Raw genomic sequence first — 22,124 nt, 5'->3', positions numbered from 1 at the left:
GCTCGTGCCGACATCGAAACACGTTGCCGCGCGTCCCTATTCGCAACACGACGCTCTCGGCCGCCACCAACACCTCGGGCGACTCGCGACAATCGGCATCACGGTGCGTTCGGATACGCCGAGACGGCCCCGGCTCGGGGCACGATCGAGCGTCGTCAGTCCTCTGTCTCCATATGCGATTCCATGCGCGCCAGAATGTGGTCGATCTGTTCGCGCACCCACTCGGTGAGGCCGTCACTGCTCATCGCTGTGGCGACCGGGGCCGGGTGGTCCAGCGGCATGACGTAGCGGCCGTCGTCGGGGAGGTCGCGCCAGAGCATGCCTGCTTCGATCCGGCCGCGCGGGCCGTACTTGGAACGGCCCTGCAGGACCTTGACGATGCCGGTGCTCACCGCGGGGGTCGCGAAGAAGGCGTCGCTGCGGACCGTGTCGTCGTCTGTGTCGTCGTTGTCCATGACGCCGGACGACGGGCCCTGGTGGACGATCGCGGGTTCCGAGGTCGGCAAGGCGAGCTGGATGTCGTCCAGACTGCCTGCATTGCATGTGGGCAGCAGCCCGAGCACGGTATCGGCCAGGGCGTGCGGGTCGCATTCGACAGCGTCGAAACCACCTGCGTGCATGAGGGTTTCGCCGGGGCGCTGGGTGATGATGTACCCGCGGGCGCGTTGCCGGACGGCATGCACCCGAGTGCGCGCTTCCGGGTTGTCGAAATCCTGGTCGTCCCAGGCGTGCGCCACGATGAAGATGTCAGGTCGGGCGATGGCGCCCGCCATGGCGTCCAGTTCGTGGTCGAACCGTCCCCGCAACTGCTGCTGGACCTCGAACTTCTCCCGCTCGTAGTCGTCCGCCAGCCGGGTGCGGCTGGTGAAGACGAACGGGGCGGGCAGTTCGCCCTGCCGCACCTCCTCGCACAGCAGGTTGAACTCCAGGTCGGTGAACTCCCAGGTTCGGCTCACGAGTCGATCACCGGCTTCACTCGGTCTGGCACGGCGCCGATGGCGTCGTCCAGATGCGTTTTGGACTTCAGGTACTTGGCCGGCTTCTGCGCGGTATTGCCCTGCGCACCGCCGCCCGCGCCGGCACCGGCCGGACCCATCATCGGGGCACCGCCCATCCCGGGCGCGCCCTGGCCCGCCGCCGCTGTGGCCGGATACATCGGGTGTTCGGCGCCGGGCAGCGACGCGCGCGGAAACGCACGGGCCTGCTGGTAAGGATGCTCGGACAGACCAGCTGGGCTGCCCACACCACCGGAACCGGCGCCACCGCCGCCCGCGCCGGACGCCGGATCGACCGCCAGATCGCCCACGGCGGCGGTGAGCGCGGCCGGGTCGAACCGGCGCAGCATCTCCTGCAACTGGTCCGCGCCGGGCAGGGTGGCACCGAGCTGACCGAGCGACTCCAGTCCCTGGGTGAGCGCCGTACCGATCTGGCCGAGGAAGTCCTTGCCCGCCTGGGCGAACGACGCCGGGCCGCCGTCGGCGCCCATCGTCTGACCGGGCAGCCCGGCCACGGAGGACGACTGGCCCGGCAAGCCGGCACGCCAGGGCGAGTGGTCACTCGTGCCGGTCGCGGCCGCCAGCGCCTTCTCATCCAGCGCGTTCGGCAGGTTGTTCAGCACCGACCGCACCTGCGCCGGGTCGAGACCGGTGAGCTTCGCCAGTTCGCCGACGTCGGCCACCTCCGGGATGTTCTTCAGCACCGAGCGCACCTGTTCCGGGGAGAGGCCGCTCTTCTTGGACAGGGTGTTCTCGTTCAGCAGCTTCGGCAGATCGCCGAGCATCGAACGCACCTGGGCCGGATCGGCACCGGTGGCCTTGGCGAGCGCGTCCTCCAGCCCGCTCGCGCCGGATCTACCCGCACCCGCACCCGATGACCCACTGCCCGTTCCACCGCTGCCGGACGATCTGCCCTTCGCGCCGTTGGGCAGCGGAGCGGACGCGAGCGACGGGACGTTGGGCATGCTGGCGCCGCTGCCTCCCGAGGGCGAGTCGGACGCCGACTCGCTGGGAAAGCTACTGCGCGGGAACGGATTTCCCGAACTCGACGGGCGCGACTGCGTCCCGCCGCCATTCGGCGAACCAGCGCCGGACGAGCCGACCGGGGTCGCCGCACCGCCGGCGCGAGCCGCGGCGGACTCGGCCTCCCTCTGCGCGGCTTCGTAGCCGGGTGGGAGTTGCCCCTGCGACCCGGAACCTCCGCGGCTGCCGCCACCGCTCTCGGCGCCGTTGGGCAGGGGGGCACCCCTGCCCGAACCCGTGCCGCCCGATTCGGCGCCGTGCGATCCGGCGCTGCGAGGTCCCGGGCTTGTGCCGGAACCCGCTGTGTCGTAACCGGACTGGCTCGCCGGGTCGGCCTGCCCGTTGCCCGGCTGGTACCTCGGATCCGGTTGCTGGTTCCCGTAGCCGTCCTGGTCGACCCCGTACTGGCCGTTGCCGTTGCCGTACTGGCCGTTGCCCTGCTGGTTCCCGGGCTGGTTCTGGCCCTGACCACCCGGCGGCGCCGGCTGGGCGATCGGACCGTTCACCACGGGCATCGCCGAGACGGTGTTCTTCATGCCCTCGCCGTAGTGCTTCTGCCACTCGTTGCGGTACCGGCGGGTCACCCGGCCCGGGCAGCAGTCACCGGGATCGGGGCTGGAGGGCATGCTGAGCTTTGTCAGGTGCAGCCACTGCGCGCTGTAGTCCAGGTTCTGGCTCATCGCGATCATCGAGGTGGCCAGGGGTTGCACGCCGTCGGAGTAGTTTTCGATCGCCGCGGTCGCCGCGGTCGCGCCCTGCCCCTCCCACGCCTCAGTGCCGGTGTTGATGGCGTTCACGAAGGTGTTGAGCTTGCCGAGCAGGTCGTTGGCCATGCTGTGCCAGGTGCCCGCGGCGGCCAGCACCGGAGCAGGGTCGAGATCGCGTCCCAGCTCGTATAATTCGCTGAAGGCGAGGCTGTCCTTGTTCTCGATGCTGGCGGTGACGCCCGGATCCTTCTCGCCCTGGTAGTCCTTCAGCGAGGCGGGGAAGCTCTCCGCGTTCGCGTTCTGGAGGTGCGGCTTGCCGTCCTTGCCCATCCAGGCGAATCCGCCGTTCGCCTTGTCGAATTCGGCATCCGGTCCGCCCGGCTTGCGTGCGCCGGGGGTGTAGGGGCCGGCCACGGTCGGCATCTTCAGGTCGTTGAGCGCCCGGAAGTCGCTCTCGGACTCACCCTCGGCGTTCGCGAACGCCTTGCCCGCCGCGATGTAGGTCTCGCCCATGTCCGTGACGATGTCGGCGTGATCTCTGAGGATGGTTCGCAGCCGGTTTCCCTTGGTGGTGAACGCCATCGCCAGCTGAGCGCCGGAGGTGAGGGTGCCGATCGGCGCGAAATTGTCGAGACGCAGGTTCGTCACGGCCTCGGCCATACCGAGCAGGTCGTCGACCAGATCGGCGCAGGCGCGAGCGGCGGCCAGCGCGTCGGCCGTGTCGAACTTCAGATACCCGGCCTGCGCCTGGTTCTTCAGGCCCGACCACGTGCCCGGTTCGAGAGCCATCCCGTTCACCCTTCTTGTCGCATGGGCGCACCACGTGCGCCGCGTCAGTCGTCGTTGTCGGCCACCACGGACCGGGGCGCGCGGGCGCCGGAATGGTCGTCGTCGGGCCAGCGGTTCGGGTCCGGCGGGCGCAGCGGCGGTGGGGGCGCCGTCGGCATGAGCGAGCCCAGATCCGGTGCGCCCTCGATGATCTCGGAGAGTTTCGGCAGGGCGTTCTTGCGTTCCAGCAGCGGGCGCATGAGCTCCTGGCTGCGCTCGGCGGCCTTCGCCGCGGCGGCCTGCACCGCCGCGGTGACGTTCTCCGCGATCTCCTCGAGGGTCAGATCCAGGACGTCGTCGGCGAACTGGGTGTCGATCAGGATGCCGTCGGCGTTCACCGTGACCTCGATGCGCTGATCGCACACGCTCACCGTCTCGGTGAGCCGCGAACGCCGCTGCTGCAGTTCGGCGATGCCGCGGAACTGCTCGCCGAGACCCTCCACCAGCGTCGCCATGTCGGCGCGCAGGCGTTCGTTGACGGTGGGCTGCCCGGTCACCGCGTCGGCTTCCCGAGCAGGCCGGCGTTGCCGGAGTCGGTATCGGCCAGGGCGTCCGCGGCATCACGCTGACCGGTCGCCATGTCGCCCAACGTGGTCGCGGCGCCGATGGCGCCCTCGATCAGGTTGTCCCGCGCCGCCTTGTAGCCCTTGTCGCCGTCGAAGAACTTGTGGCCGCGCTTGTCGTCACCCCACGGCATGACGGTGCCGTCGGACTCGATACCGCTGAGGGTGTTGCGCAGCTTCTCGGCGACTCCCTTGGTGTCGTTCGACAGCTCCCGGGTCAGATCCGAGGCGTGGCGCAGCTTCTGGGGATCGACCTCCAACCGGTCCGCGGCCATGGCACTCCCTTCTGTGTCGTCGGATTACGGGGTGAACGGGACGTCGACCTGCTCGACGGCGTTCTCGAGTGGCGCACCCGCCGGGGGCGGGGCGCCCGGGGCCGGTAACCACTGCTGCCCGGAGGAGCCACTCGACGATGGCGGTGAATACGGGCCGGGCAGCGGTTCCACCCACGGCCACTGCTTGGGCCGCGGCTTGCCGCGCACGTCCTTGCCCTCGCCCAGGAAGGGTTCGCTGTGGTGGGTGGCGATCGGGTTTCCGTTGCTGCTCCCGCCATTCGCGCCGGTCACCTGAGCACCGGACGGCGGGAGCGGGGGTCGCTGCGCACCGCCGGAGCCAGAATGTCCGCTGCTCGACGAGGAGGACGACCCCGTCGGCACCGGGGGAGCGGCGTGTGAGCCGGACGGAGGCGGTGGGGTCCAGCCGCCGTCGACCGAGGACGACCACGAGGTCGGAGGTTGATTGGTGCGCGCGTCGTGGTAGACGCTGTTGCCCGAGCTACTGCTCGAACTGCTCCCACTGCTCGAACTGCTCCCGCCGCTCTGGAACGAGCTCGCGGCATCGTGGTAGACGCTGTTGCCGGAGACGCTGCTGTGCGAGGACTGCGGCCGGCTCGACGAGCCCGCAACGGTGGAGTGCACCGGTTGAACCGAGGACGACACGCTCGCACCGGAACCGCTGTCCGACTGGCCGGACGACCGGGAACTCGACCCGCTGGACGAACCGTCGCTCACCGGTGGCCGGGGCGCCGCATTGCCGGAATTCGGTTTCGGCATCCAGACATAGGAGCGAATGTCGCCGTGCCCCGGCGGAATCGGCTTGCCGATGGCGAAACCGCCGCGCGCACCGCCCACCACCGCACCCCGCGTGACACCGCCGACCCAGCCCTGCCCGGAGGCGAACGACGAGAAGTCTCTGGTCGCGGCGCCCACGGCCAGGTTGCCGAAAATGGTGCCGACCGCGCCGGAGGCGCCACCGATCACCGCGCCACGACCGACCCGGCCCGGGATGTTGTTCAACTGCTTGCCCGCGACCTTGTCGATACCGTGCCCGAGGTAGCGCCCGAATTCGCGTCCGGGCACCACGCCCGCGACACCGGCGAGGATGGACAGCCCGAACTCTGTGCCGTTGAAGTGCCGTCTTTTGCCCGCCGCGAGCTGGCCGACCTGCACCGAGCCGTTGATGGTCCCGACGATGGCGGTCGCCTCTATGGCCCGCGTACCGTAGACGCCCCAGCCCTTCGCGGTGGGAAAGACTGGCCGCAGCCGCGCGGCCTGGGTCCAGAAGTGCCGCTTGGCGGTCGAAGCACCCAGGCGCGCAGCGAGATTGGTGATCGCCTTCTGCACGAAGTCCTCGAACACCTTGAGAAAGGATCGCGTGGTGGTGATGGCGGCCGCCTCCACGGCGGGCGCGGTGGGCGGAAAGAGCCAGGCCCACAAGATCTCCAGCGCCAGCCAGGCCAGCGTCACGATGACGGTGATCTTGGTGGCCTGGATCTCGGTGCCCATGTCGAAGGTGCTGTCGCCGACGGTGCTCATGAACTTCGCCAGCGCCTCGATGGAATGTTCACCGGTGCGCAGCGTGTCGTAGCGGGCGCCCATCGCGGTACCGCCCTCGCCCTGCGGATAGGCGTCGATGGTGGCCTGTTCGGCCGCATCGATATCGGCGAGCAGGGCCGTCAGCTCCGTGCTCGCCGTCTTCCATGCCTCCGACACCGCCCATGCGACGTCCTCGTCGCCCTCCGGCCAGGTGGTTCCGGCCACCCAGGCCAGCCACTGCAACCCCTCGGGCATGTGGATGGTCATCGCTGCACCGCGGCGGCTCCGTACCGTCCCGTCGGATTGCTCACCACAGCTCTCCTCTCGGCGTTCGATGTCGTGGGATTACAACGCAGACAGTTGAATTCGCAATGACGGGCAAACGAATTCGCCGCACCGGCGCCGTTCGCTCCCGAGTGGTAGCGTGCGGGCCCGATCGAGGAGGTGCCGCTTTCATGACCGCAGCAGAGGATTCGCCTTCCGCCGATTCCGAGTCACCGCTCGCCGACGCGGCGAGCCGCCGGATCGCCGAGGAATTGATCGCGCTCGCCCCGCCGGGCTGGCACGAGATGCAAGCGGTGTTCGCGCTGACCGCCGTATCGGAGCTGGCGTCGGTCTTCTTCACCGACGAGCAAGGCCATCCGGCCCAGGTGTTGCCCTCGGAGGAGGTGCTGGCACTGGTCCGGCGGTACCGTGAGGCATCGGCCGCCCTGCCCGGTGGCCCGTGGTGGCGTTACCTGGTGATGGCGTCGGCGTCCGGCGAGATCGGTGCCGAGCACGACTTCGGCGCCGAGCCCTTTCCGGACGATCACCTCTTCCCACCGGAGGTGTATCGGGCTGACCTGGAGGCGTTTCCGCGGGCGCGGCTCCCCGTCTGGCTGGCAGCCCATATCGGGCACGAGGACCGGCAGTCCCGGCCCGCCGAGCAGGCGGGGGCACTGGCCCGGACCGCCACGCTCACCCCGGAAATCGAGACGACATTGCCCGCGCTGCCGTTGCTGGCGATGCGCTGGGCGGCGATCGCCGCGGCGTTCGTGGCGGCCGGATCTCCGTGGGGGCCGCGGGTGCTGCCCGCGCTCGGCCTGTTCGAGGGCGCCGAACGCAGCGGTTCCTCGCTGTGGCTGGTCCCTGGCGGCCGTGCGGTGCTCTCCGGCGGAGTATGGAACGACCCGGTGCTGGACGCGGTCTACAACGCCGGCGCGCCCATGCCGGATCTCTACGCGGGCGCGCCTGGGTGGGTGGCGAACCCGCTGCTCAACCCGCGCGCCGGGTCCGGGTTGCTCTCCTTCTGCTACTGGTGGGAGGGCGGCCACTGGTATCGCGGCGCCGCCCCGCCCGCGAGCGAGGTCGCGGCCGCGATTCCCGGGGTATGGACCAGGGAGAGCGCAGCCGACATCGTGGCGTCGCTCGCCGCGGAATCGGGCGTCGAAGCGCGGGACGCGGCACTGGAACTGGTGCTGGCCGCGGAGCACGGCCTGGCCGAGCGCGCACTGCTGGTGCGGCTCTTCGGCGAGCACGAGGATGTGGACGGCGCGCTACACCAGCTACTCATGGCGGGCGCGGCGGACTAACCGTCGGGGCGTCACCGCAGTGCCCTCATGACCAGTCCATGCGATCCGTCGAAACCCCACTATCCAGCAGTCGCGCCGCAGCTTACCGACATCAATGTCGGTGGCAGCCCTTAGCGTGTCAGCGAGGCCGAACCACTTGATACACAGGAGTTCTCATGACGTCCAGTGAAAGCCCAGCGGCAGGCACCCGTGCGTGGGATGCCGAACTGACCGCCGCTTTCGACATCCTGCTAGGCGGAAAGCCGGCCGAGGACCCCACGGCGGAGTACGGCGTGTACTACGCCGATGACTCGCTGGACGAGTTCCTGTTCCCGAGTGCCTGGGCGACCCCAGCAGCGCTCGCCGAGCCGGAGCCCAGGCAGCTACCGTTTCCTGGCGCCGACGAGTACCCCTTGTCCCCGGGGGTGTGGCGGTTCGACCTGAGCCGGTCCCTCTTCCGCTTCGACGATCACCTGCTGGACGAGACGGGACCGTGGGGCGAGGCCGGGTCCAAAGGCCCCCGACCCTTCGGTGACGACTTCGTCGCCGACATACGCGCCGCCGCGACCGCCGGCGCCGATCAGGTACTTGTGCGTGGCGCGGAACTCGGCCCGTTGCTCGCTCGGCACGGCATAGATCTGACCCACGAGAGCTCCAAGAAGCTCAACAACTGGCTGACCGTACTGTTTCGGGTCTCCACCGATGGCACTCTCGCCGACGCGATGCGCGCGGCGACCTTCACCGAGCGCGGCCCCGAACATCTGGTGCCGTTCGACGACGAGGGCTACGTCGACACAGCCGAACGCAGATGGGAGGTAGCACTGGCAGCGATCACCCGCCCCGAGCTCCGCGACCACCTGCGCATGCTCTGCCTCGACGAGGATGACGCGCGGGCGGCCGGCGCGCACTACTGCAGCGCCGACCGGTGGCCCTTCACTACCGACATCCTGGCCAGCCTCGGCGCTCGCCTGGTCGTGGGCTGGGAGTATGGCGAATCCCAGGCCGGCACCGCCGTGGTAAAGCTGCCGGATACGCCGCACGCGCGCTGAACCGGACCGATCGAACATCTGGAATAGGAAGTAGCTGCCCGTGTCCATGTGGTTGGAACTGGCAAAGATCGAACCTTCGCTGCTCGAAGAGATGCGCGAGAAACCCGAACTGATTCACACCGTGTTCTTCTCCGAGAACGACTCCGCGCCACTCCCCGGCGGGCTCCGCCGGGTGGCGGACTTCTACGGATACGACTACCGCACGCTCAGCGCCATCGCCGAAGGCCGCGCTGAGGCCGAGAAAGGCACTGCCGACTGGAGGGACGCTTACCCCTGGCTCGCCAGGGCGACCGGCGACCACTGCGACGTCATCGCGGGGTACGAGTTCTGCTACGGACCAGCCTTCGTCCTCACCCCGAACGAGGTTCGCCAGGTCACGGAGGGGCTGGTCGCGGAAGGCTGGGTCCTCGGCACCACGGTAGCCGACTGGGACGAGGAGAACGAGGATGACGAGTTCGAGGACCTGTGCCCGTACTTCGCGGCCGCCGCAGCCGAGGGAAAGGCAGTGATCGGCGGGGTCAGCTGATTCAGTGGCGCATCCACACGGTGTGAGGTTCGATGGAGTTTCCGCCGACGTCGCGGCCAATCCTTTGGGTGAGATCGTTTGTGCCACTTCGTCTGTGGATGCACCGGGTCGGTTGGGTGACCGTTGGCGCTTCGCGCGCTGGGCGCCGGGCCAGCCGATCTCGATCGTGGCCGAGGAGTGTGTCGTTGCCGTCATTGCGGCGACCAGATGTCCTGTCGCAGAAGGGCGCAGGTGATTTGCTGCAATCGGCGCAACCTGTCGACGGCACGACATGCGATGGTGTAGCCGGACGGTTTGCCCGCCCGATCGGGCGGGCGCGACTTCCGCCCGGACTACCCGACCGCGTTGCCGGTCGGCACGGCGGGCGCGTGGTTCCGAGTTGTAACCCCTGACAGCGACAGCGCGCGCAGCGCACACAGCCAGCCGATGGCGCCGATGGCCATCCTGGGGTAGTTCAGTGTGGTCCATGTGTCAACGAAGGACTCCACGCGCTCGGGAGTCCAGTCCGCGCCGTTGGATTGGAAGATCAGCATCTGGGTCGCGAAGTAGGCGTAGGTCGAGACCGAGTAGCCGAACATGATGGCGGCCCCCGCAATCCACCAGCGCCGGAAGGCGACCGGCGTGCGCCACGCGAGGTACAGGTTGATCAGCGACAGAACCGCCACCACCGGGGAAACGAACGGCCAGAACGCGCGGCCTGCCTTCTTGAAGCCGGACGCCTCCATCGCCGGGAACAGCTCGTCGGGGGGTGCGTCCGCCCACATCGGAATGACGCCGAGTTTCTCGTACCATCCGGCCCCGAACTGGATTCCCACAAAGATGACCAGCAGCCAGAGGGGTATCGCCCGCTTCGTCGTCATGTCCGCATCTCCTTCTTGCCTTCAAGTACTCTCTATTTCAGAGCCTCTCTGATATAGAGAGATTAGAAGGAGTGATGTGAAATGGGATCAGGGAAAACCCGGAGGGCGGCCCTGAGTTCGCTGCAGACGGAACTGCGGATACAGGCAACCCGCACCGTCATCTTTCATTCGGCCGTCGCCGCACGGCTCGGGCTTGCCGTCACCGACCTGAGCTGCCTCAATGTGCTGAGCATGGACGGACCGCAGACGCCAGGGCAATTGGCCGACCGTATCGGCATCACCCGGGGAGGTGCGGTGACCGCGATGATCGACCGGCTCGAGCGGGCGGGCTTCGTGCGCCGCGATCGAGATCCGCAGGATCGGCGCCGGGTCCTTGTCGCCTTGGCCGGCGCGCAGGCGCGGGACGTGGTTGCTCCGTTGTTCACAGGGCTCGGCACGTCCGTCGGCGCGTATCTGGCCGAGTGCGACGACAGTGAACTAGCGGTGCTGCAGCGGTTCGTCGCCGCGCTCAACGACTCCCTCACTACAGCTACCGACACGCTCCGCGGTTCGGCTGCGGAGCGGTGACGGCCGGTGCAGCCGCATCGTGCGTGGCGGTCGGCCTCGGATGCCATGGAGTTACCCCAGCCCGGCGGCCAGCACAGGAACAACACCGAATCCAGACCAGCTCGGCGGCGAACTCATCGAGACCACCGACCGGAAACCACACAGCAGGCTGCCCGTCATGCACTACCGGTGATGGAATCGGAGGCGCAGTCCCCGGGGCTTCAGGGAGATCTGCTCGGCGACGTCGAGTTCGTAGCCAGGTTCGGGTTCGATGGTGAAGGTGTGAAGAATGTGGGCGAGGGCGAGCAGGATTTCGTGGTAGGCGAATTGTCGGCCGATGCAGGCGCGTTCGCCGGTTCCGAAGGGTTTGTAGGCTGCGCGGACGTTGGGGTCGAGTTTGCGCAGGTTCTCTGGAAGAAAGCGATCGGGGTCGAACTCGTCGTGGTCGGGGCCCCAGCCTGGATCTCGGTGGGCGGCGAGGGTGAGGACGAATACCCAGTCGCCTTTGCGGAAGTGGTATTTGCCGTCGCCGATGGTGGTGTCGTGCTTGGCTTCCCGGAAGTATCCGGGGGCGATCGGCCACAGCCGCATCGTTTCGTCGATAACGCGGCGTAGGTAGCGAAGCTTCGCGACATCCTCATAGCCGATGTGCGGCCGCTCGCGGCCGGGCCAACGCTCGTCGACCTCGGCGCGGGCACGGGCCGCTACATCAGGGCGGGAAGCGAGGAAGTGCAGGGCGAAGACGAGCACACCGGCGGAGGTTTCGTGTCCAGCGACCAGGAAGGTGAGGATTTGGTGGCGGATGTTCTTCTCGTCGAGAGCGTTCCCGGTGGCGGGATCGGTGCTGTTGAGCATCAACCCGAGCAGGTCGCGAGTGCTGTAGGGATCCTCGCTGCGGCGGGCGGCGATGACGTCGTCGACGATTTTCTTGGCGAAGGCAACGTCATTGGCATGCTGCGCGGCACGGTTGCGGGGAAATTTGTGCACGGCAGGCGGCAGATTGGCGTTGCGGTTGATGAAACGCAGACTGCGGGTCATCGCCGCGACGAAGGGATGCTCGTCGGTGTGCGCGCGGGTGAACGAGTCGAAGCCGGTGCTGAAACCACAACGCCCGATGACTTCGAGGGTGTACTTGTTGGTGTCCTCGGCGACATCGATCCAACGGCCGGACTGCTCGGACCAGTGGTCTACCAGTTCGGCGGCGGTGTCGGTCATCGTCTGGTGGTAGCTGCGCATCGCTGACTGGGTGAACGCGGGCATGAGGATGTTGTGTGCGGTCTGCCAGTTCGGTTCGTCGTTGTAGGCCGTGAACAGTCCATCGCGGGCGACTGGCCGCATGAGGCGGAACAACGGGCTCAGATTCTTCGCCCAATGCTCTTGGTTGTTGATCTCGGCGAGCAGATCGACGCCGGAGACGATGACGATCGGATAGTTGATGATCAGGCGTTCGTAGATCGGTCCGAGGCGGCGTGCGTCCCGCATCGCGGCCTGTGTTGGCCTTCCCGGCCGCACAGTCAGCAGGTCACCCAGCAGAGGCAGTCGAAATGGTGGATGGGGGAGTCGTTGGACGGGGCGGACGGATAGGTCGGTCAACGGGGCTGCTCCTTGTTCGATGCGTTCGGTGTGGCTGGGGCCGATGTGTATGTGGCCACTACAGCGGTCTGGGCATGCGGCCATTGACGGGCCAGCTCGAGCAGAACCTGAATCTCGGAATCCAGATCGCCAGTCGCCTCCGGTGCCCGAGGTACGGTTCGCGCCCCAACCGGGTCAGGCTGCGTCCCAGCCCGTTTGGTATCCAAAGCATGAGCGACCAAGATCGCGTACCGCGTTGTCTCTTCGCCCATCTCATCTGGCAGTGCTGGCGCGGTATCGGTGGTGACCGACATGTACGGCCGCAGGTTCAACAAGATGTCACGGATTTCGATGGTCATCCGGTGCAGCCGCGGCGTCGGAGGGAGCTTGGCGAGTTCGGTGGCGGGGTAGAGGACCAAGTCAGGGAACGCTGTGGTCAGATCACGCCACAGCGGCTGGAGTCGGCGGGCGTGGCGACTGGTTCGATCCCATCCGAAATGCTCAGCCAGGACGGGGAACAGCGGAACCGCGACGATGAGCGCACCGATGAGAGCAGACGCGAAGAACGTCGTGGCCTTGCGACTCATCTGTTCGTCGTGTGCCGAGAAGTCGGTGTAGGTAGATAGTGCCGCGACCGCTGGCCCGGCGAACGCGTCGAACAGCAGGCTACCTGCGGCGGCGAAAATTGCGCCGTAGAATACTTTTTCGCGCAGGGTCAGATCTTCGGTACGGAAATCACGGACAGTGATTTGCAACAGCAGTGCCGCACAGACAGCCAACGGCGCACCGAATATCGCCCAGAACGCGACCGCCGGCCAGCCCAGCGCCTGGTCGATGAGCAGACCTTGCCTGCGCGCAGGGGTTCCCGCAATCAACAACAGGATGAACACGTCAATAATCACGCCGTCGTAGCGGCGCTGTCGCTGCCCAGTAGTTTCCGGATCCGCTCCGCCCCACAGTTTGGCGATCCCGTAGATACCGGACAGGCTAGCCAGGATGGCACCTAGTGACAGCTGGTGCAGCAGGCTGGCGATACCCAGAGCCACCCCGCGCTCGTGCAGCAGCTGACCGACGACGCCCCAGGCCAGCGTCCGGTTGATCAGTTTGTCGGTGGGTGTCTGGTTGATCAGCCTCCACCGCAGCACAGTGATGGTGGAGGTCGTGGCGATGATCGGCAGCGCGGCGGTGGCGGGCAGCGGAGAAGTCATCGGCGCTTGTTTCTGAAGAGAGTGCGACGCATGGACGAAGCAGGCGGCGGCGGTTGGGTCGCGTGTAACAGCGCCATGTCGGCGAACGACTCGGCGTCGCGCTCGTTGTCGTCGCCGTAGGCGTTGCGTCCGCAGCACATGCTGGATGGAATCGCCCGAGATCGACGGCATCAACATCGTCAGCGCTGTGTCTCGGAGTTCATCGACCTGCCGAGACGGCTGTCGATCGTGTTCGAGCAGCATATGCCCGATCTCGTGCAAGACGATGTGCTGCGCATGCCAGGCGGAAGTGTCGCGGTCGTAGAAGATGATGTCGTCGTTGCGGCACGCGATCCACAAACCGCTACCTGTGCCGCAGCCCGCCGCGCCCAGCGCGGAGGTGTCCATGGCCGCTAGCTCGATCGGGCGCCCACGATGTTCGGCCACCGCGGCGACGTAGGCATCCAGATTCCAGGGCCGCGGGATCGGCACCATCACAGAAAGCTCGCGGAACCGATCCCCGATACTCGACATCCGATCGAACTCCCCCGGATCGCAATTCATCGAAGAGCTTCACGGACTTCGCCGATCCCCAACGCTCGAAGCCCGCCCCCCGAACACTGAAATCCGACACTACCAGGAGCATGGGCAACTGCACGAACTGAGATCTCTTGGGCCTCCGCGTTCAAACATCAAGTGGCAGTGCGTAGTTCGCCAGCAATTGTTACGCCGGACGTTAGCCGGAGCGATCCTCGATGCCACTCGATGGCCAGATATCGCAGCCAGCAGTCCAATTGCGCGAATCTCTGTTCCCTGGTCCTCTATCCAAGATTTCCCTGACATCCGCTTCGAGGATGTGGCCAAACTACGGGGCTTGCGACGGGTCGTCGACGAGACGTTGCGGCTGTGGCCGACCGGACCGGGCTACTTTCGGCGCGCACGCCAGGACACGACGCTCTGCGACGGCAGATACCGTTTCCGGCAGAAGGATTGGGTGCTGGTTTTGCTCCTTGCGGCGCACCGTGACCCGGCATGGGGTCCCGACGCCGACGAGTTCAATCCTGACCGGTTCCTTCCCGACAGCATCCGGAACCTGCCACCGTGCATCTTCAAGCCGTTCGGTACGGGTCCACGAGCCCGCATCGGTCGGCAGTTCGCCCAGCACGAGATCACTGTCGCACTGGCTGTGATCCTGCACCAGTTCGACCTGGAACCCGACCCGGACTACCGACTCGACGTCCGCGAAACCCTCACCCTCAAACCCGCGGGTCTACGACTGCGACCTCACCCGCGAACGAGCAACAAGTGAGCCAGAGTTCATTGAAATGTCTCCGACGGCATAAGCCGGTCAGACAGGGTCCTGGCTGCTTTGCATCATGTGAACCGGCTTGCGAATTGTCATCGATCGGTCTGGTCGGTGCCCGGTTGATCGGCCGGGCGAGCTACTCGGCGGACACTCGAGTGTCGCGGGGCCTGAGCAGGTTCTCGACGAGGGTGTCCACCAGTCCGCGTGGGATGCTCGACCCCCTCAGGGCGCAATAGACGATCGGGCCGACGAGAGCGTCGATCGTGGCGTCGGGGCCGAGGTGGGGCGAGATCTCGCCGGCGTCGATTGCGCGCGTGAGCATGTCGCATTCCTGGTCACGGCGTGGACCGAGATAGCGCTGGTGAAAGCTTGTGGCTGTGTCGGGATCATGCTGCGCCTCGGCGATGAGCGCGAGCAGGACCTTGCCGGCGGGGTCGCGGGTAAGGAATCGCGCGAAGCGGCGTAGGTAGCCGCGGATGTTCTCTGCCGTGGGCTTTTCCGTCGGAACGGGAAGGTGCTTGGTGCTGTCTTCGATGAGCGTGTCGAGCAGGATCTCGACCTTCGAGGGCCACCAGCGGTAGATCGTCTGCTTGGCGACGCCGGCGCGCCGCGCGATCGCCTCGATGGTCAGAGCCCCGAATCCGTTCTCGACCAGCAGATCGTCTGCGGCATGAAGTACAGCCAGGCGCGCTGCCTCGTCGCGTCGAGGGCCGGAGTGCGCCCTACGGGGCTGGGAGTTCGCGGCGGGCATGCGAGACACCATACCCATCAGCGGTGTCGGGCTGTAGTCTAGTCGCAACGTCGCGTCTAGACTAAGTATCACAACGTAGGAGTGAATGTGTCCGCCACGTCCCACCGCCAAGCTCTCGTCATCGGTGCCTCTTGAGGGCTGGGGCTCGTCCTCGCCGACGAGCTCGCTCGACGCGGCTGGCGAGTCATCGCCACGACGCGCCGCAGCGGCGGCCGGCTGCAAGCGAATGCCCATGCCTCGCAAGGACTTCTAGAGGTCGAATCGTTGGAGATGACAAGCTCCGTCCAGCTGGCCGAGCTGTCCGAGCGCCTGGCCGATCGTCGGTTCGATCTGCTCTTCGTCAACGCCGCGATCGACCGAGGCGATCTGCCGATCAGCGAGGTCTCGACCGACATGTTCACCGAGGTGATGATCACCAACGCGTTGAGCCCCCTGCGCACCCTCGAGGCCCTGCGCGGACTCGTCGCGCCCGGCGGGACCGTCGCAGTCATGTCCTCCGAGCAGGGCAGCATCTCGCGAAACACCGAGGACGGCTACGAGCTCTACAAGGCCAGCAAGGCCGCGCTCAACCAGCTGATGCGCAGTTACGCCACCCGCCATGCCGGCGATGGACACACCAAGCTGCTCATCGACCCCGGCCACAACCAAACCCAGCTCGGCGGCCCCGACGCGCCTCTCACGCCCCGCGAGAGCATCCCCGCCGTCGCCGACGTCCTCGAAGCACAAGCCGGCGCGCCCGGCCTGCAGTTCCTGGATCGCCACGGCGAGACCGTCCCGTGGTAGAGCTCCCGGCGCCTCGGACCAGGACGTCGGCCATGACCTGTTTGGGCTGGACCGTCAGGGGTTGTGCGGCCCCGCTGCGGTGGCTGCGTAATCGGCGAGGTCGTCGGCCATGCGCTGCATCACTTGGGGAAGGAAGAACGGCATGATCCAGCCGATCCCAGGCCGCATACGCCAGGTGCCGCGCCAGGTGATGGTCGTTCCGCCCGTGGGAGTCGGCTGCAGTTCGACGACGGCGCGATAGTCCTTCATGGCGAAGTTGAAGGCATCCTCGTACGCGAGGAGCCGATCCTGCACGAGTTCTGTCAGTCGCTCACCGGTGACGACCCGGCCGGTGCGGAACGCGCGGACCGCGCCGATGCCGTCGTTGCCGCGCGAATCGAGGCCGCTGGAGCGTTCCTCGACCAGTTCGTCCAGCCCGGAGGACCAGCGGGGCCAGCTGTGGCCATCGATCAGCAAACCCCACACCGTGCTGACGGGAGCCGAGGTTGTGGAACGTACTCGGTAGTGCGGCACGTCATATCCTTCCTGCGTTTTCAGTCGACGCGATCTGCACGGTGAGACCGAGATGCGTCGGGGGACAAGCTGTTTCCCGGCGTTCGGCGGCTGCCCGAGGTCGGCCACACGCTCTGGTCGCCGAGCAGACCGGGTCTTGGGGTACGGCTACCGCTGCGGTGGAGGCGAATTCGATCGAAGGTGATCGGTTCAGCGGCCGGTCGAGCCGTCGATCATTTCGCGGAGGATGTCCGCATGGCCGGCGTGGCGGCCGGTTTCCTCGATCATGTGGACCAGTGCCCAGCGGACGCTGGGGGTGGGGCGGTTCGACCGGGGCCGCGGGACAGGTGCACCGAGGTCGGTGCAGACGTCGAGGATTTCGTTGGCGTGCTCGACCGTGGCTCGGTAGCGGGCGACGACGTCGGCCACGCTGTCGGATGATGTGGCTCGGAACGTCGCAGGCCAGTCGGTGACGTTGTCGCCGAGGAAGATCGAGCGTTCGACGTGAGTCAGGTGTTCGAGCAGGCCGAGCAGGTTGGTGCCCGACGGTACTGCGGCAGTTCGTGCTTGCGGTTCGGGGGCGCCCTCGACCTTTGCCGCGATCGAGGTCCGGAGATAGTCGAGGAATCCGCGCAGGGTCTCGGCCTCGTTGTTTGCGGTCCGAGGCGGCGGGGTGTCGCGGCAGCGGGTGCGGCCGGTCGTGCTGGGCATGGCGGTCTCCCTTGTCGCGAGCGTCAGGCGGTTCGGCGGATGAGCAGGACGTGGTCGGTGACCTCGGCGCTGCGCCCGCCCGCCCCGGTCGCGATCCGACGGGGTGCGTCGGCCCGCTCGACCATCCATGTCATCGGATTCAGGTCCATACCCGTGGCGACCTCGCCCGAGAAGATGTCGGCCATGGAATGAACCGTAAGGGCGAGTCATCCCCCACCCAATGCTCGAGATTGCGGTGCACCGGTCAATAATTGCGATACTCCGAGGGACGCGCCCCGGTGTGCCGCAAGAAGGCGGTTGACAGCGCACCAGGGCTTGCGAAGCCACACCGTGCCGCGACCTGGGCGATCGTCAGGTCGGTCTCGCGCAACAGCCGTTTCGCCTCGTCGATCCGTAACCGGGTGAGGTACCGGTACGGTGTCACCCCGGTCGCCTCCTTGAAGACCCTGACGAGGTGGTAGACGCTCAGATGCACCTCGCCGGCGATGTCGGCCAGGGTGATCGAATCGGCCAGCCGCGCACGCATCGTCGCGACGACCGTGCGCACGCGTGCGTCCTCGCGCGTCGGCGTCCGATCAGCAGGCAGTCGCGCATGGCGGGTGAGTAGATGCACGGTCAAGAAGGCCGCCGCGGCCTCGGCATACAGGTCGTCGGCCTCGCCCGTGCGACCGAGCGCTCGGACGGTTTCCTCGACCAGCGAATCCCCCGCGGTGACGGACGCGGCCATGGCCTCGTAGTCCACCGCGTGGCCACCCAGTTGCGCCACGACCGTATCGACGGTGTCACGCGGAATGTGGACCTGTACGCTGCGCATCGCCCCGTCCGCCCGATAGCGGCGAAGGACGGGCCGGCCCGGGATCGCCAGCTCCGGCCGACCCGGCACCCACGTGGAGCGTTGCGCCCGACCATCACTGCGCGTCTCCATCACAGCCCGCCCCGCGACGGGCACTACCAGGTGCAGATCTGCCGTGCCCGGCAACGTCATGTCCTCGACCACGGGGACATGCTCGAACCGCTGCACGAGCAGCGACCGCCAGCCGGCAACCTCCCAACTGCAATACGTCCGCCGAACGTACCGAGGCGTATCGAAACCGGCATACGGCTCCAGATCGAAACGGGTCGAGTCGAACACCATGAGACCGAGATTATCGACGCTGGCAACAAGGTTCGCTGGTCCCGACAGCACTACGGCCCGCCGATCGCGCTCGTGCGGGTGCCTGGTCGACCATCAGTCGACGACGGCTGTTGCCTCGGAGTACATCGGGCTTGATCGCGGGGTCGTTGATGCCGGGCGTGGCGAGCATCGTCGGGATCATGTGACACGAGAAGACGATCAGCCAGTAGGCCCGACCTCCGGGATGGCGCTCGCGCAGCTCCACGTTGGCTGACATTCGATGGAACCGGATGGGTCGAGGGTGCGTCCAATACAGAGGACGAGACCGAAAGATCGCACTGTGATTTGCGTGGTGCGTGTTTCGTTGACAGAGTTCGATCGGACTGGACAGCTGGTGGGAGGGGGAGGTGTCGATGGTCGGCTTCGATCCGGGCAGTGCCGCAGGGGGATTGGCGCAGTTCGCGGCCGATTTGGGGCGGGCACGGCGGTTCGGAGAGCTGGAGGGGCGGATGGCGACGTTGTCCGAGTCCAGCGTGAGCGTGGCGGTGGACAGCAGCGGGGTGCCGACGGCGTTCGGGATGGGGCAAGAAGTCGTGGCTGGAACGAGGACATAGATGTGGAACAGCGACGACGTCGTCGTCGATCCGGAGAAGGTACGCGCGCATGCCAGCGCCGTCGAATCGACGCTCGGGAACGTCAGCAAGGCCAAGCAGGCCGCTGACTATGTCGCCAAGTTGGATGACGGCTACGGGGTTTTCGTCGGGTGGTACGCGGATCTGATGGTGGGCTCGCTGCACGAGCGGATCACCGACAGCCTGCAGAAGATCGTCGAAACGACCGAGGCGCTACCGAAGACGCTGCGGTACTGCGCGGATACCTTCGAAAACCTCGATGCCGGCCGTAAAGCCGAGATCGAGGGTCAACAGAACCAGATCAAATAGGGGAGGGAGCCGTGCCGTTCAACGACGCCGCGCCGCCTGAAGGCAATGAACTGATCGACGGGAAGGTCGACGACGACGAGGCTTACGGTTTCGACCAGAAGGCTCTGCTCCCCAGGATAAACAGCGACGGTGCCGAATCAGGTCTGCTCAAAGGCACGCCGCTGGGAGATGCCTGGGAAGCCGGCGGGCTCGTCAAGGAAGCGTTGAACGGGGAAGACCCGGTCAAGAACCTGTACGGCGCGGCCCTCAAAGCTTCCTCGGTAGCCGTCGCCGCGGCGGACGTGCTGGAGTACCGGAGCCGCATGTCCGCAGGGGTTCCCCTGGCGAAGTTCGATCCGTTCAATATCGTTGGCGCCCTGCTGATGGGCTGGATGCTGGAGAATGTCGAACCGCTGCGCAAGGCGCTCGACTGGGTCACCGGTAACCCGGACATGGTCAAGGCGTATTCCACGTCCTGGGAAAACATTTCCGGTGCGCTGACCGAAGCCGCCGCGACATGGAACACCGAACTGCAGAAAGACGTCAGTGAATGGGCCGGTGCCGCAGGCGCGGCCTACAAAGCCAAGGCCGATGCGTTCATGGCGGACATCGAGGCTCAGTCCTCCCTCGCGACCTCGCTGAGCAAAGTGAATGCCGCGCTCGGTGACCTGGTCGAGGGTGTTCGCGGTGTCGTGACCGAACTCCTGAACTGGCTGGCCGGCGTGCTGGTCGAGGCTGCCGCGATCATCATCTGCACCGGGGGGACGGCGTCTTTCGCGGCGGTCGCCCGCGCCAGCACGAGCATCGCGGGCGCAGGCACGAAGATGTCGCAGATCCTGCTCCAGCTTGCGAAAGAAGCGTCGACGATCATCGGAATGGTGCCGAAACTGATTCAGATCGTGCAGGGCGCAACCGAGGCTGGGATCAGATCGGCAACGGCGTAAGCGTGCAAGATCGCAGGAGGAGATCTCGTGGGTAGATACCGGAGCACGTCCAGCTTGCCGCTACCAGCGGATTGGGAACGAAAGGCGTTCGGCGCGTACCGCTATACGGTGCTGCCGTTCGCCATGGCGATGGTCGTGTGGCCGTTGGTTCTGGGTGGGATCTGGACAGCTGTGAGAGATCCGGAATCGGTGTGGGGCGTACTCCTCGGGCTCGTGCTTCTGGGCCCCTTCGCTGCTACTCTCACCCTATGGGGATGGTCGGAACTCCCCCGAACTGCTCCGGTGGCCGCTGACATTCGAGCCACCGGAGCTGGCTCCGCGCTCGTGCTGCCGGTGCCGCGCCCTTCCTCGATCGGAAGTCTGGTAGCTATCGCATTCGGAGTTGCCCTGCTCGGGGCCGGACTGTGGCAACTCATCGCATCGTTGAACGACGACTGGTCGTCCGGAGCAGCGTTCTTCTTCCTCATTTCCCTGCCAGCTTTGTTCGCCATCCTCATCGGCCTCGGCACATACCACCCTCGCAAGACCCTCGGCAACGTCGGCATCGTGCTCACGGCACAGGACATCTCGATCGATTACGGCAAAGGCCCGACCAATGTTGCCTGGCAGGACATCTCGGCAGTCGGCGCCCGCAGCCGCCGAGAGAAAAACAAAGTCGGCAGCGGAACCAACGTGATCACCCTTGTCGCCGGTGATGCCGACACCGGCTACCGAACCATCGACATCGGCCACAAGGATCTCGAGACCGACCCGACCCGGGTCTACCACCTGTTCGTGTTCTACGTGCGTAATCCGGGACTGCGATCGGAACTCGGGACCGAACTCGGGTTGGATCGCTTCCGGCGCGGCGGATACGTACCGGAACAGCCGACGGCCTTCGTCGACAGAGATCCGCGCCCTTGACAGCATCGCTGTCGGCTCGTGGGCGCGGATCGCGATGCGGGGCAGCTGGTCTGCTGGCACCTGTCAACTCGGGCGCGACCTCCGCGACGACCTCCGCGTTGCAGCGCCTCTGAAGCGCTCGTGTTTGCGGCTGGAGGTCGCGAATGCGCAGGCCCTGGCAGTGCCAGGGTGCCCAGTCGGATTCGCGGTGTAGGGCGCCTCGTAGCCGCGAAATCAGCACAGTTCCAGTGTGCGGTCCAACATCACGGCAAAGTCGAATTCCTTGGTGCGCACCATATTTCGAGATACTAGAGCTATTGCGACCGATCGGTCAACTATGCAGCACTGCGGGCCGACTCGCAATTGGAGCGGTGCGGTCCGCCTGACGGCCACCGCCCCTGGCTGCACCAAGATCATAGACCGATAGTCGAATCAGTCTCCGGGACAAGCGATTCCGGACCGGCACCGGGTCCGCCGAGTTGCCTGATTCGCTCGGTGGGTTCGTCGATCTCGGGATCGGCAACCGACGGTCGCCGGTCGAGGCCGAGCGGGCGAGCTCTTCCTGGTGAGCCGACGGAAGGATCTCATCCCGGTGAACGGACACAACCACCACCCGAACGGCTCGCGGCGGCGATCGATCACCGAGAAGCGAGATGCCGAGCGCGGCGACCGCGACGACGCCGACGATCCATCGAACCTCCACTGGTGGAGCGCCGGAGCCGACCGGTGACCACCGGCTCGATCGAGCCTGCGGCTGGTCCTGAGTCAGAGTAACCGTCGTGATACTTCCGGACGGTTGACAAGGTCAAGATCGTACAAATACTGTTCGGTAACCATGAATCGTGTGCTGTCGTACGAAAATCCGAGAGGGATCATTGTGCCAATCCACACCGCCATAGCGTAGGTGCGACGTACGCACCTTGTTCGGGCACTACACCCTCTTACGCGCGCCCGATGGCGCGAAGGCTGCGTCCCTGGCATGCCACCGTAACGCTTCGGTT

The 22,124-nt window shown here is 66.5% G+C and carries 24 protein-coding genes; 11 read left to right on the top strand and 13 right to left on the bottom strand.

Going from position 1 to position 22,124, the window contains the following annotated elements:
- Window positions 1-155: 155 nt before the first annotated feature.
- The 5 genes from AC3ERS_RS27625 to AC3ERS_RS27605 are packed head-to-tail and all read right to left on the bottom strand — an operon-like array spanning window position 156 to window position 6,197.
- Complete coding sequence (locus AC3ERS_RS27625; protein WP_431971020.1) at window positions 156-956, bottom strand: ESX secretion-associated protein EspG; 801 nt, start codon at window positions 954-956, stop codon at window positions 156-158.
- On the bottom strand, window positions 953-3,514 hold the full coding sequence (locus tag AC3ERS_RS27620) for a hypothetical protein (RefSeq protein WP_431971019.1): 2,562 nt from the start codon (window positions 3,512-3,514) through the stop codon (window positions 953-955). The genes AC3ERS_RS27625 and AC3ERS_RS27620 overlap by 4 nt, the downstream gene beginning before the upstream one ends.
- A 44-nt stretch (window positions 3,515-3,558) precedes the next feature.
- Window positions 3,559-4,050, bottom strand: a complete 492-nt coding sequence (locus AC3ERS_RS27615; RefSeq protein ID WP_431971018.1) for a YbaB/EbfC family nucleoid-associated protein — start codon at window positions 4,048-4,050, stop codon at window positions 3,559-3,561.
- The gene (locus AC3ERS_RS27610; RefSeq protein WP_431971017.1) at window positions 4,047-4,391 is read right to left on the bottom strand and encodes a hypothetical protein; all 345 of its coding nucleotides are present in this window, start codon (window positions 4,389-4,391) and stop codon (window positions 4,047-4,049) included. Before AC3ERS_RS27610 ends, AC3ERS_RS27615 begins: the two co-directional genes overlap by 4 nt.
- A gap of 24 nt (window positions 4,392-4,415) precedes the next feature.
- Window positions 4,416-6,197 carry a WXG100-like domain-containing protein gene (locus AC3ERS_RS27605; protein ID WP_431971016.1) on the bottom strand — a complete coding sequence of 594 codons (1,782 nt, stop codon included), beginning with the start codon at window positions 6,195-6,197 and terminating at the stop codon, window positions 4,416-4,418.
- A 188-nt stretch (window positions 6,198-6,385) separates the two neighbouring features.
- Here AC3ERS_RS27605 and AC3ERS_RS27600 point away from each other — a divergent pair, with 188 nt between their 5' ends.
- The 3 genes from AC3ERS_RS27600 to AC3ERS_RS27590 all read left to right on the top strand — a co-directional run bounded on the left by AC3ERS_RS27600 (window position 6,386) and on the right by AC3ERS_RS27590 (window position 9,055).
- On the top strand, window positions 6,386-7,501 hold the full coding sequence (locus AC3ERS_RS27600) for a hypothetical protein (protein WP_431971015.1): 1,116 nt from the start codon (window positions 6,386-6,388) through the stop codon (window positions 7,499-7,501).
- A 155-nt stretch (window positions 7,502-7,656) separates the two neighbouring features.
- A complete protein-coding gene (locus tag AC3ERS_RS27595) occupies window positions 7,657-8,529 on the top strand; it encodes a hypothetical protein (protein WP_431971014.1) in 873 nt (290 codons plus the stop codon).
- A 40-nt stretch (window positions 8,530-8,569) separates the two neighbouring features.
- Window positions 8,570-9,055: a hypothetical protein gene (locus tag AC3ERS_RS27590; protein ID WP_431971013.1), complete on the top strand. Its 486-nt coding sequence runs from the start codon at window positions 8,570-8,572 to the stop codon at window positions 9,053-9,055.
- Between the two features lie 332 nt (window positions 9,056-9,387).
- Here the strand turns inward: AC3ERS_RS27590 and AC3ERS_RS27585 are convergent, their stop codons facing one another.
- On the bottom strand, window positions 9,388-9,915 hold the full coding sequence (locus AC3ERS_RS27585) for a DUF1772 domain-containing protein (RefSeq protein ID WP_431971012.1): 528 nt from the start codon (window positions 9,913-9,915) through the stop codon (window positions 9,388-9,390).
- A gap of 81 nt (window positions 9,916-9,996) precedes the next feature.
- On the opposite strand from AC3ERS_RS27585, the gene AC3ERS_RS27580 reads away from it, so the two are divergent.
- The gene (locus AC3ERS_RS27580) at window positions 9,997-10,482 is read left to right on the top strand and encodes a MarR family winged helix-turn-helix transcriptional regulator (protein WP_431971011.1); all 486 of its coding nucleotides are present in this window, start codon (window positions 9,997-9,999) and stop codon (window positions 10,480-10,482) included.
- 162 nt (window positions 10,483-10,644) lie between these two features.
- On the opposite strand, the gene AC3ERS_RS27575 is transcribed toward AC3ERS_RS27580, so the two are convergent.
- Together AC3ERS_RS27575 and AC3ERS_RS27570 are read right to left on the bottom strand one after the other, a co-directional pair.
- Window positions 10,645-12,138 (bottom strand): cytochrome P450, encoded by a 1,494-nt coding sequence (locus AC3ERS_RS27575; protein ID WP_431971010.1) that lies wholly within the window; start codon window positions 12,136-12,138, stop codon window positions 10,645-10,647.
- Window positions 12,051-13,754: an MAB_1171c family putative transporter gene (locus AC3ERS_RS27570; protein ID WP_431971009.1), complete on the bottom strand. Its 1,704-nt coding sequence runs from the start codon at window positions 13,752-13,754 to the stop codon at window positions 12,051-12,053. The genes AC3ERS_RS27575 and AC3ERS_RS27570 overlap by 88 nt, the downstream gene beginning before the upstream one ends.
- Before the next feature lie 187 nt (window positions 13,755-13,941).
- Here AC3ERS_RS27570 and AC3ERS_RS27565 point away from each other — a divergent pair, with 187 nt between their 5' ends.
- Window positions 13,942-14,529, top strand: a complete 588-nt coding sequence (locus AC3ERS_RS27565; protein WP_431971007.1) for a cytochrome P450 — start codon at window positions 13,942-13,944, stop codon at window positions 14,527-14,529.
- Window positions 14,530-14,662: 133 nt separating this feature from the next.
- Here AC3ERS_RS27565 and AC3ERS_RS27560 read toward each other — a convergent pair whose 3' ends face one another.
- Complete coding sequence (locus tag AC3ERS_RS27560; RefSeq protein WP_431971006.1) at window positions 14,663-15,277, bottom strand: TetR/AcrR family transcriptional regulator; 615 nt, start codon at window positions 15,275-15,277, stop codon at window positions 14,663-14,665.
- A 138-nt stretch (window positions 15,278-15,415) separates the two neighbouring features.
- Between AC3ERS_RS27560 and AC3ERS_RS27555 the strand changes: the two genes are divergently transcribed.
- Complete coding sequence (locus AC3ERS_RS27555) at window positions 15,416-16,060, top strand: SDR family oxidoreductase (protein WP_431971135.1); 645 nt, start codon at window positions 15,416-15,418, stop codon at window positions 16,058-16,060.
- Window positions 16,061-16,114: 54 nt separating this feature from the next.
- Here AC3ERS_RS27555 and AC3ERS_RS27550 read toward each other — a convergent pair whose 3' ends face one another.
- The 4 genes from AC3ERS_RS27550 to AC3ERS_RS27535 form a co-directional block, all read right to left on the bottom strand.
- Window positions 16,115-16,573, bottom strand: a complete 459-nt coding sequence (locus AC3ERS_RS27550; RefSeq protein WP_431971005.1) for an SRPBCC family protein — start codon at window positions 16,571-16,573, stop codon at window positions 16,115-16,117.
- A gap of 189 nt (window positions 16,574-16,762) precedes the next feature.
- On the bottom strand, window positions 16,763-17,263 hold the full coding sequence (locus tag AC3ERS_RS27545) for a DinB family protein (RefSeq protein ID WP_431971004.1): 501 nt from the start codon (window positions 17,261-17,263) through the stop codon (window positions 16,763-16,765).
- Window positions 17,264-17,286: 23 nt separating this feature from the next.
- A complete protein-coding gene (locus AC3ERS_RS27540) occupies window positions 17,287-17,448 on the bottom strand; it encodes a hypothetical protein (RefSeq protein ID WP_431971003.1) in 162 nt (53 codons plus the stop codon).
- 59 nt (window positions 17,449-17,507) lie between these two features.
- Entirely contained in the window at window positions 17,508-18,398 is an 891-nt protein-coding gene (locus AC3ERS_RS27535) for a helix-turn-helix domain-containing protein (RefSeq protein WP_431971002.1), read from the bottom strand.
- A gap of 392 nt (window positions 18,399-18,790) precedes the next feature.
- Between AC3ERS_RS27535 and AC3ERS_RS27530 the strand changes: the two genes are divergently transcribed.
- The 5 genes from AC3ERS_RS27530 to AC3ERS_RS27510 all read left to right on the top strand — a co-directional run bounded on the left by AC3ERS_RS27530 (window position 18,791) and on the right by AC3ERS_RS27510 (window position 21,853).
- Entirely contained in the window at window positions 18,791-18,991 is a 201-nt protein-coding gene (locus AC3ERS_RS27530) for a hypothetical protein (protein ID WP_431971001.1), read from the top strand.
- Window positions 18,992-19,318 (top strand): type VII secretion target, encoded by a 327-nt coding sequence (locus tag AC3ERS_RS27525; RefSeq protein ID WP_431971000.1) that lies wholly within the window; start codon window positions 18,992-18,994, stop codon window positions 19,316-19,318.
- Between the two features lie 11 nt (window positions 19,319-19,329).
- Window positions 19,330-20,241 (top strand): WXG100-like domain-containing protein, encoded by a 912-nt coding sequence (locus AC3ERS_RS27520; protein ID WP_431970999.1) that lies wholly within the window; start codon window positions 19,330-19,332, stop codon window positions 20,239-20,241.
- A gap of 27 nt (window positions 20,242-20,268) precedes the next feature.
- Window positions 20,269-21,144, top strand: a complete 876-nt coding sequence (locus AC3ERS_RS27515) for a hypothetical protein (protein ID WP_431970997.1) — start codon at window positions 20,269-20,271, stop codon at window positions 21,142-21,144.
- Window positions 21,145-21,715: 571 nt separating this feature from the next.
- Window positions 21,716-21,853, top strand: a complete 138-nt coding sequence (locus AC3ERS_RS27510) for a hypothetical protein (RefSeq protein WP_431970996.1) — start codon at window positions 21,716-21,718, stop codon at window positions 21,851-21,853.
- Window positions 21,854-22,124 lie beyond the last annotated feature (271 nt).

The organism is Nocardia sp. bgisy134, assembly GCF_057708325.1.
The sequence above is the reverse complement of the archived record's forward strand: the minus strand, read 5'-3'. Positions and strand labels throughout refer to the sequence as shown.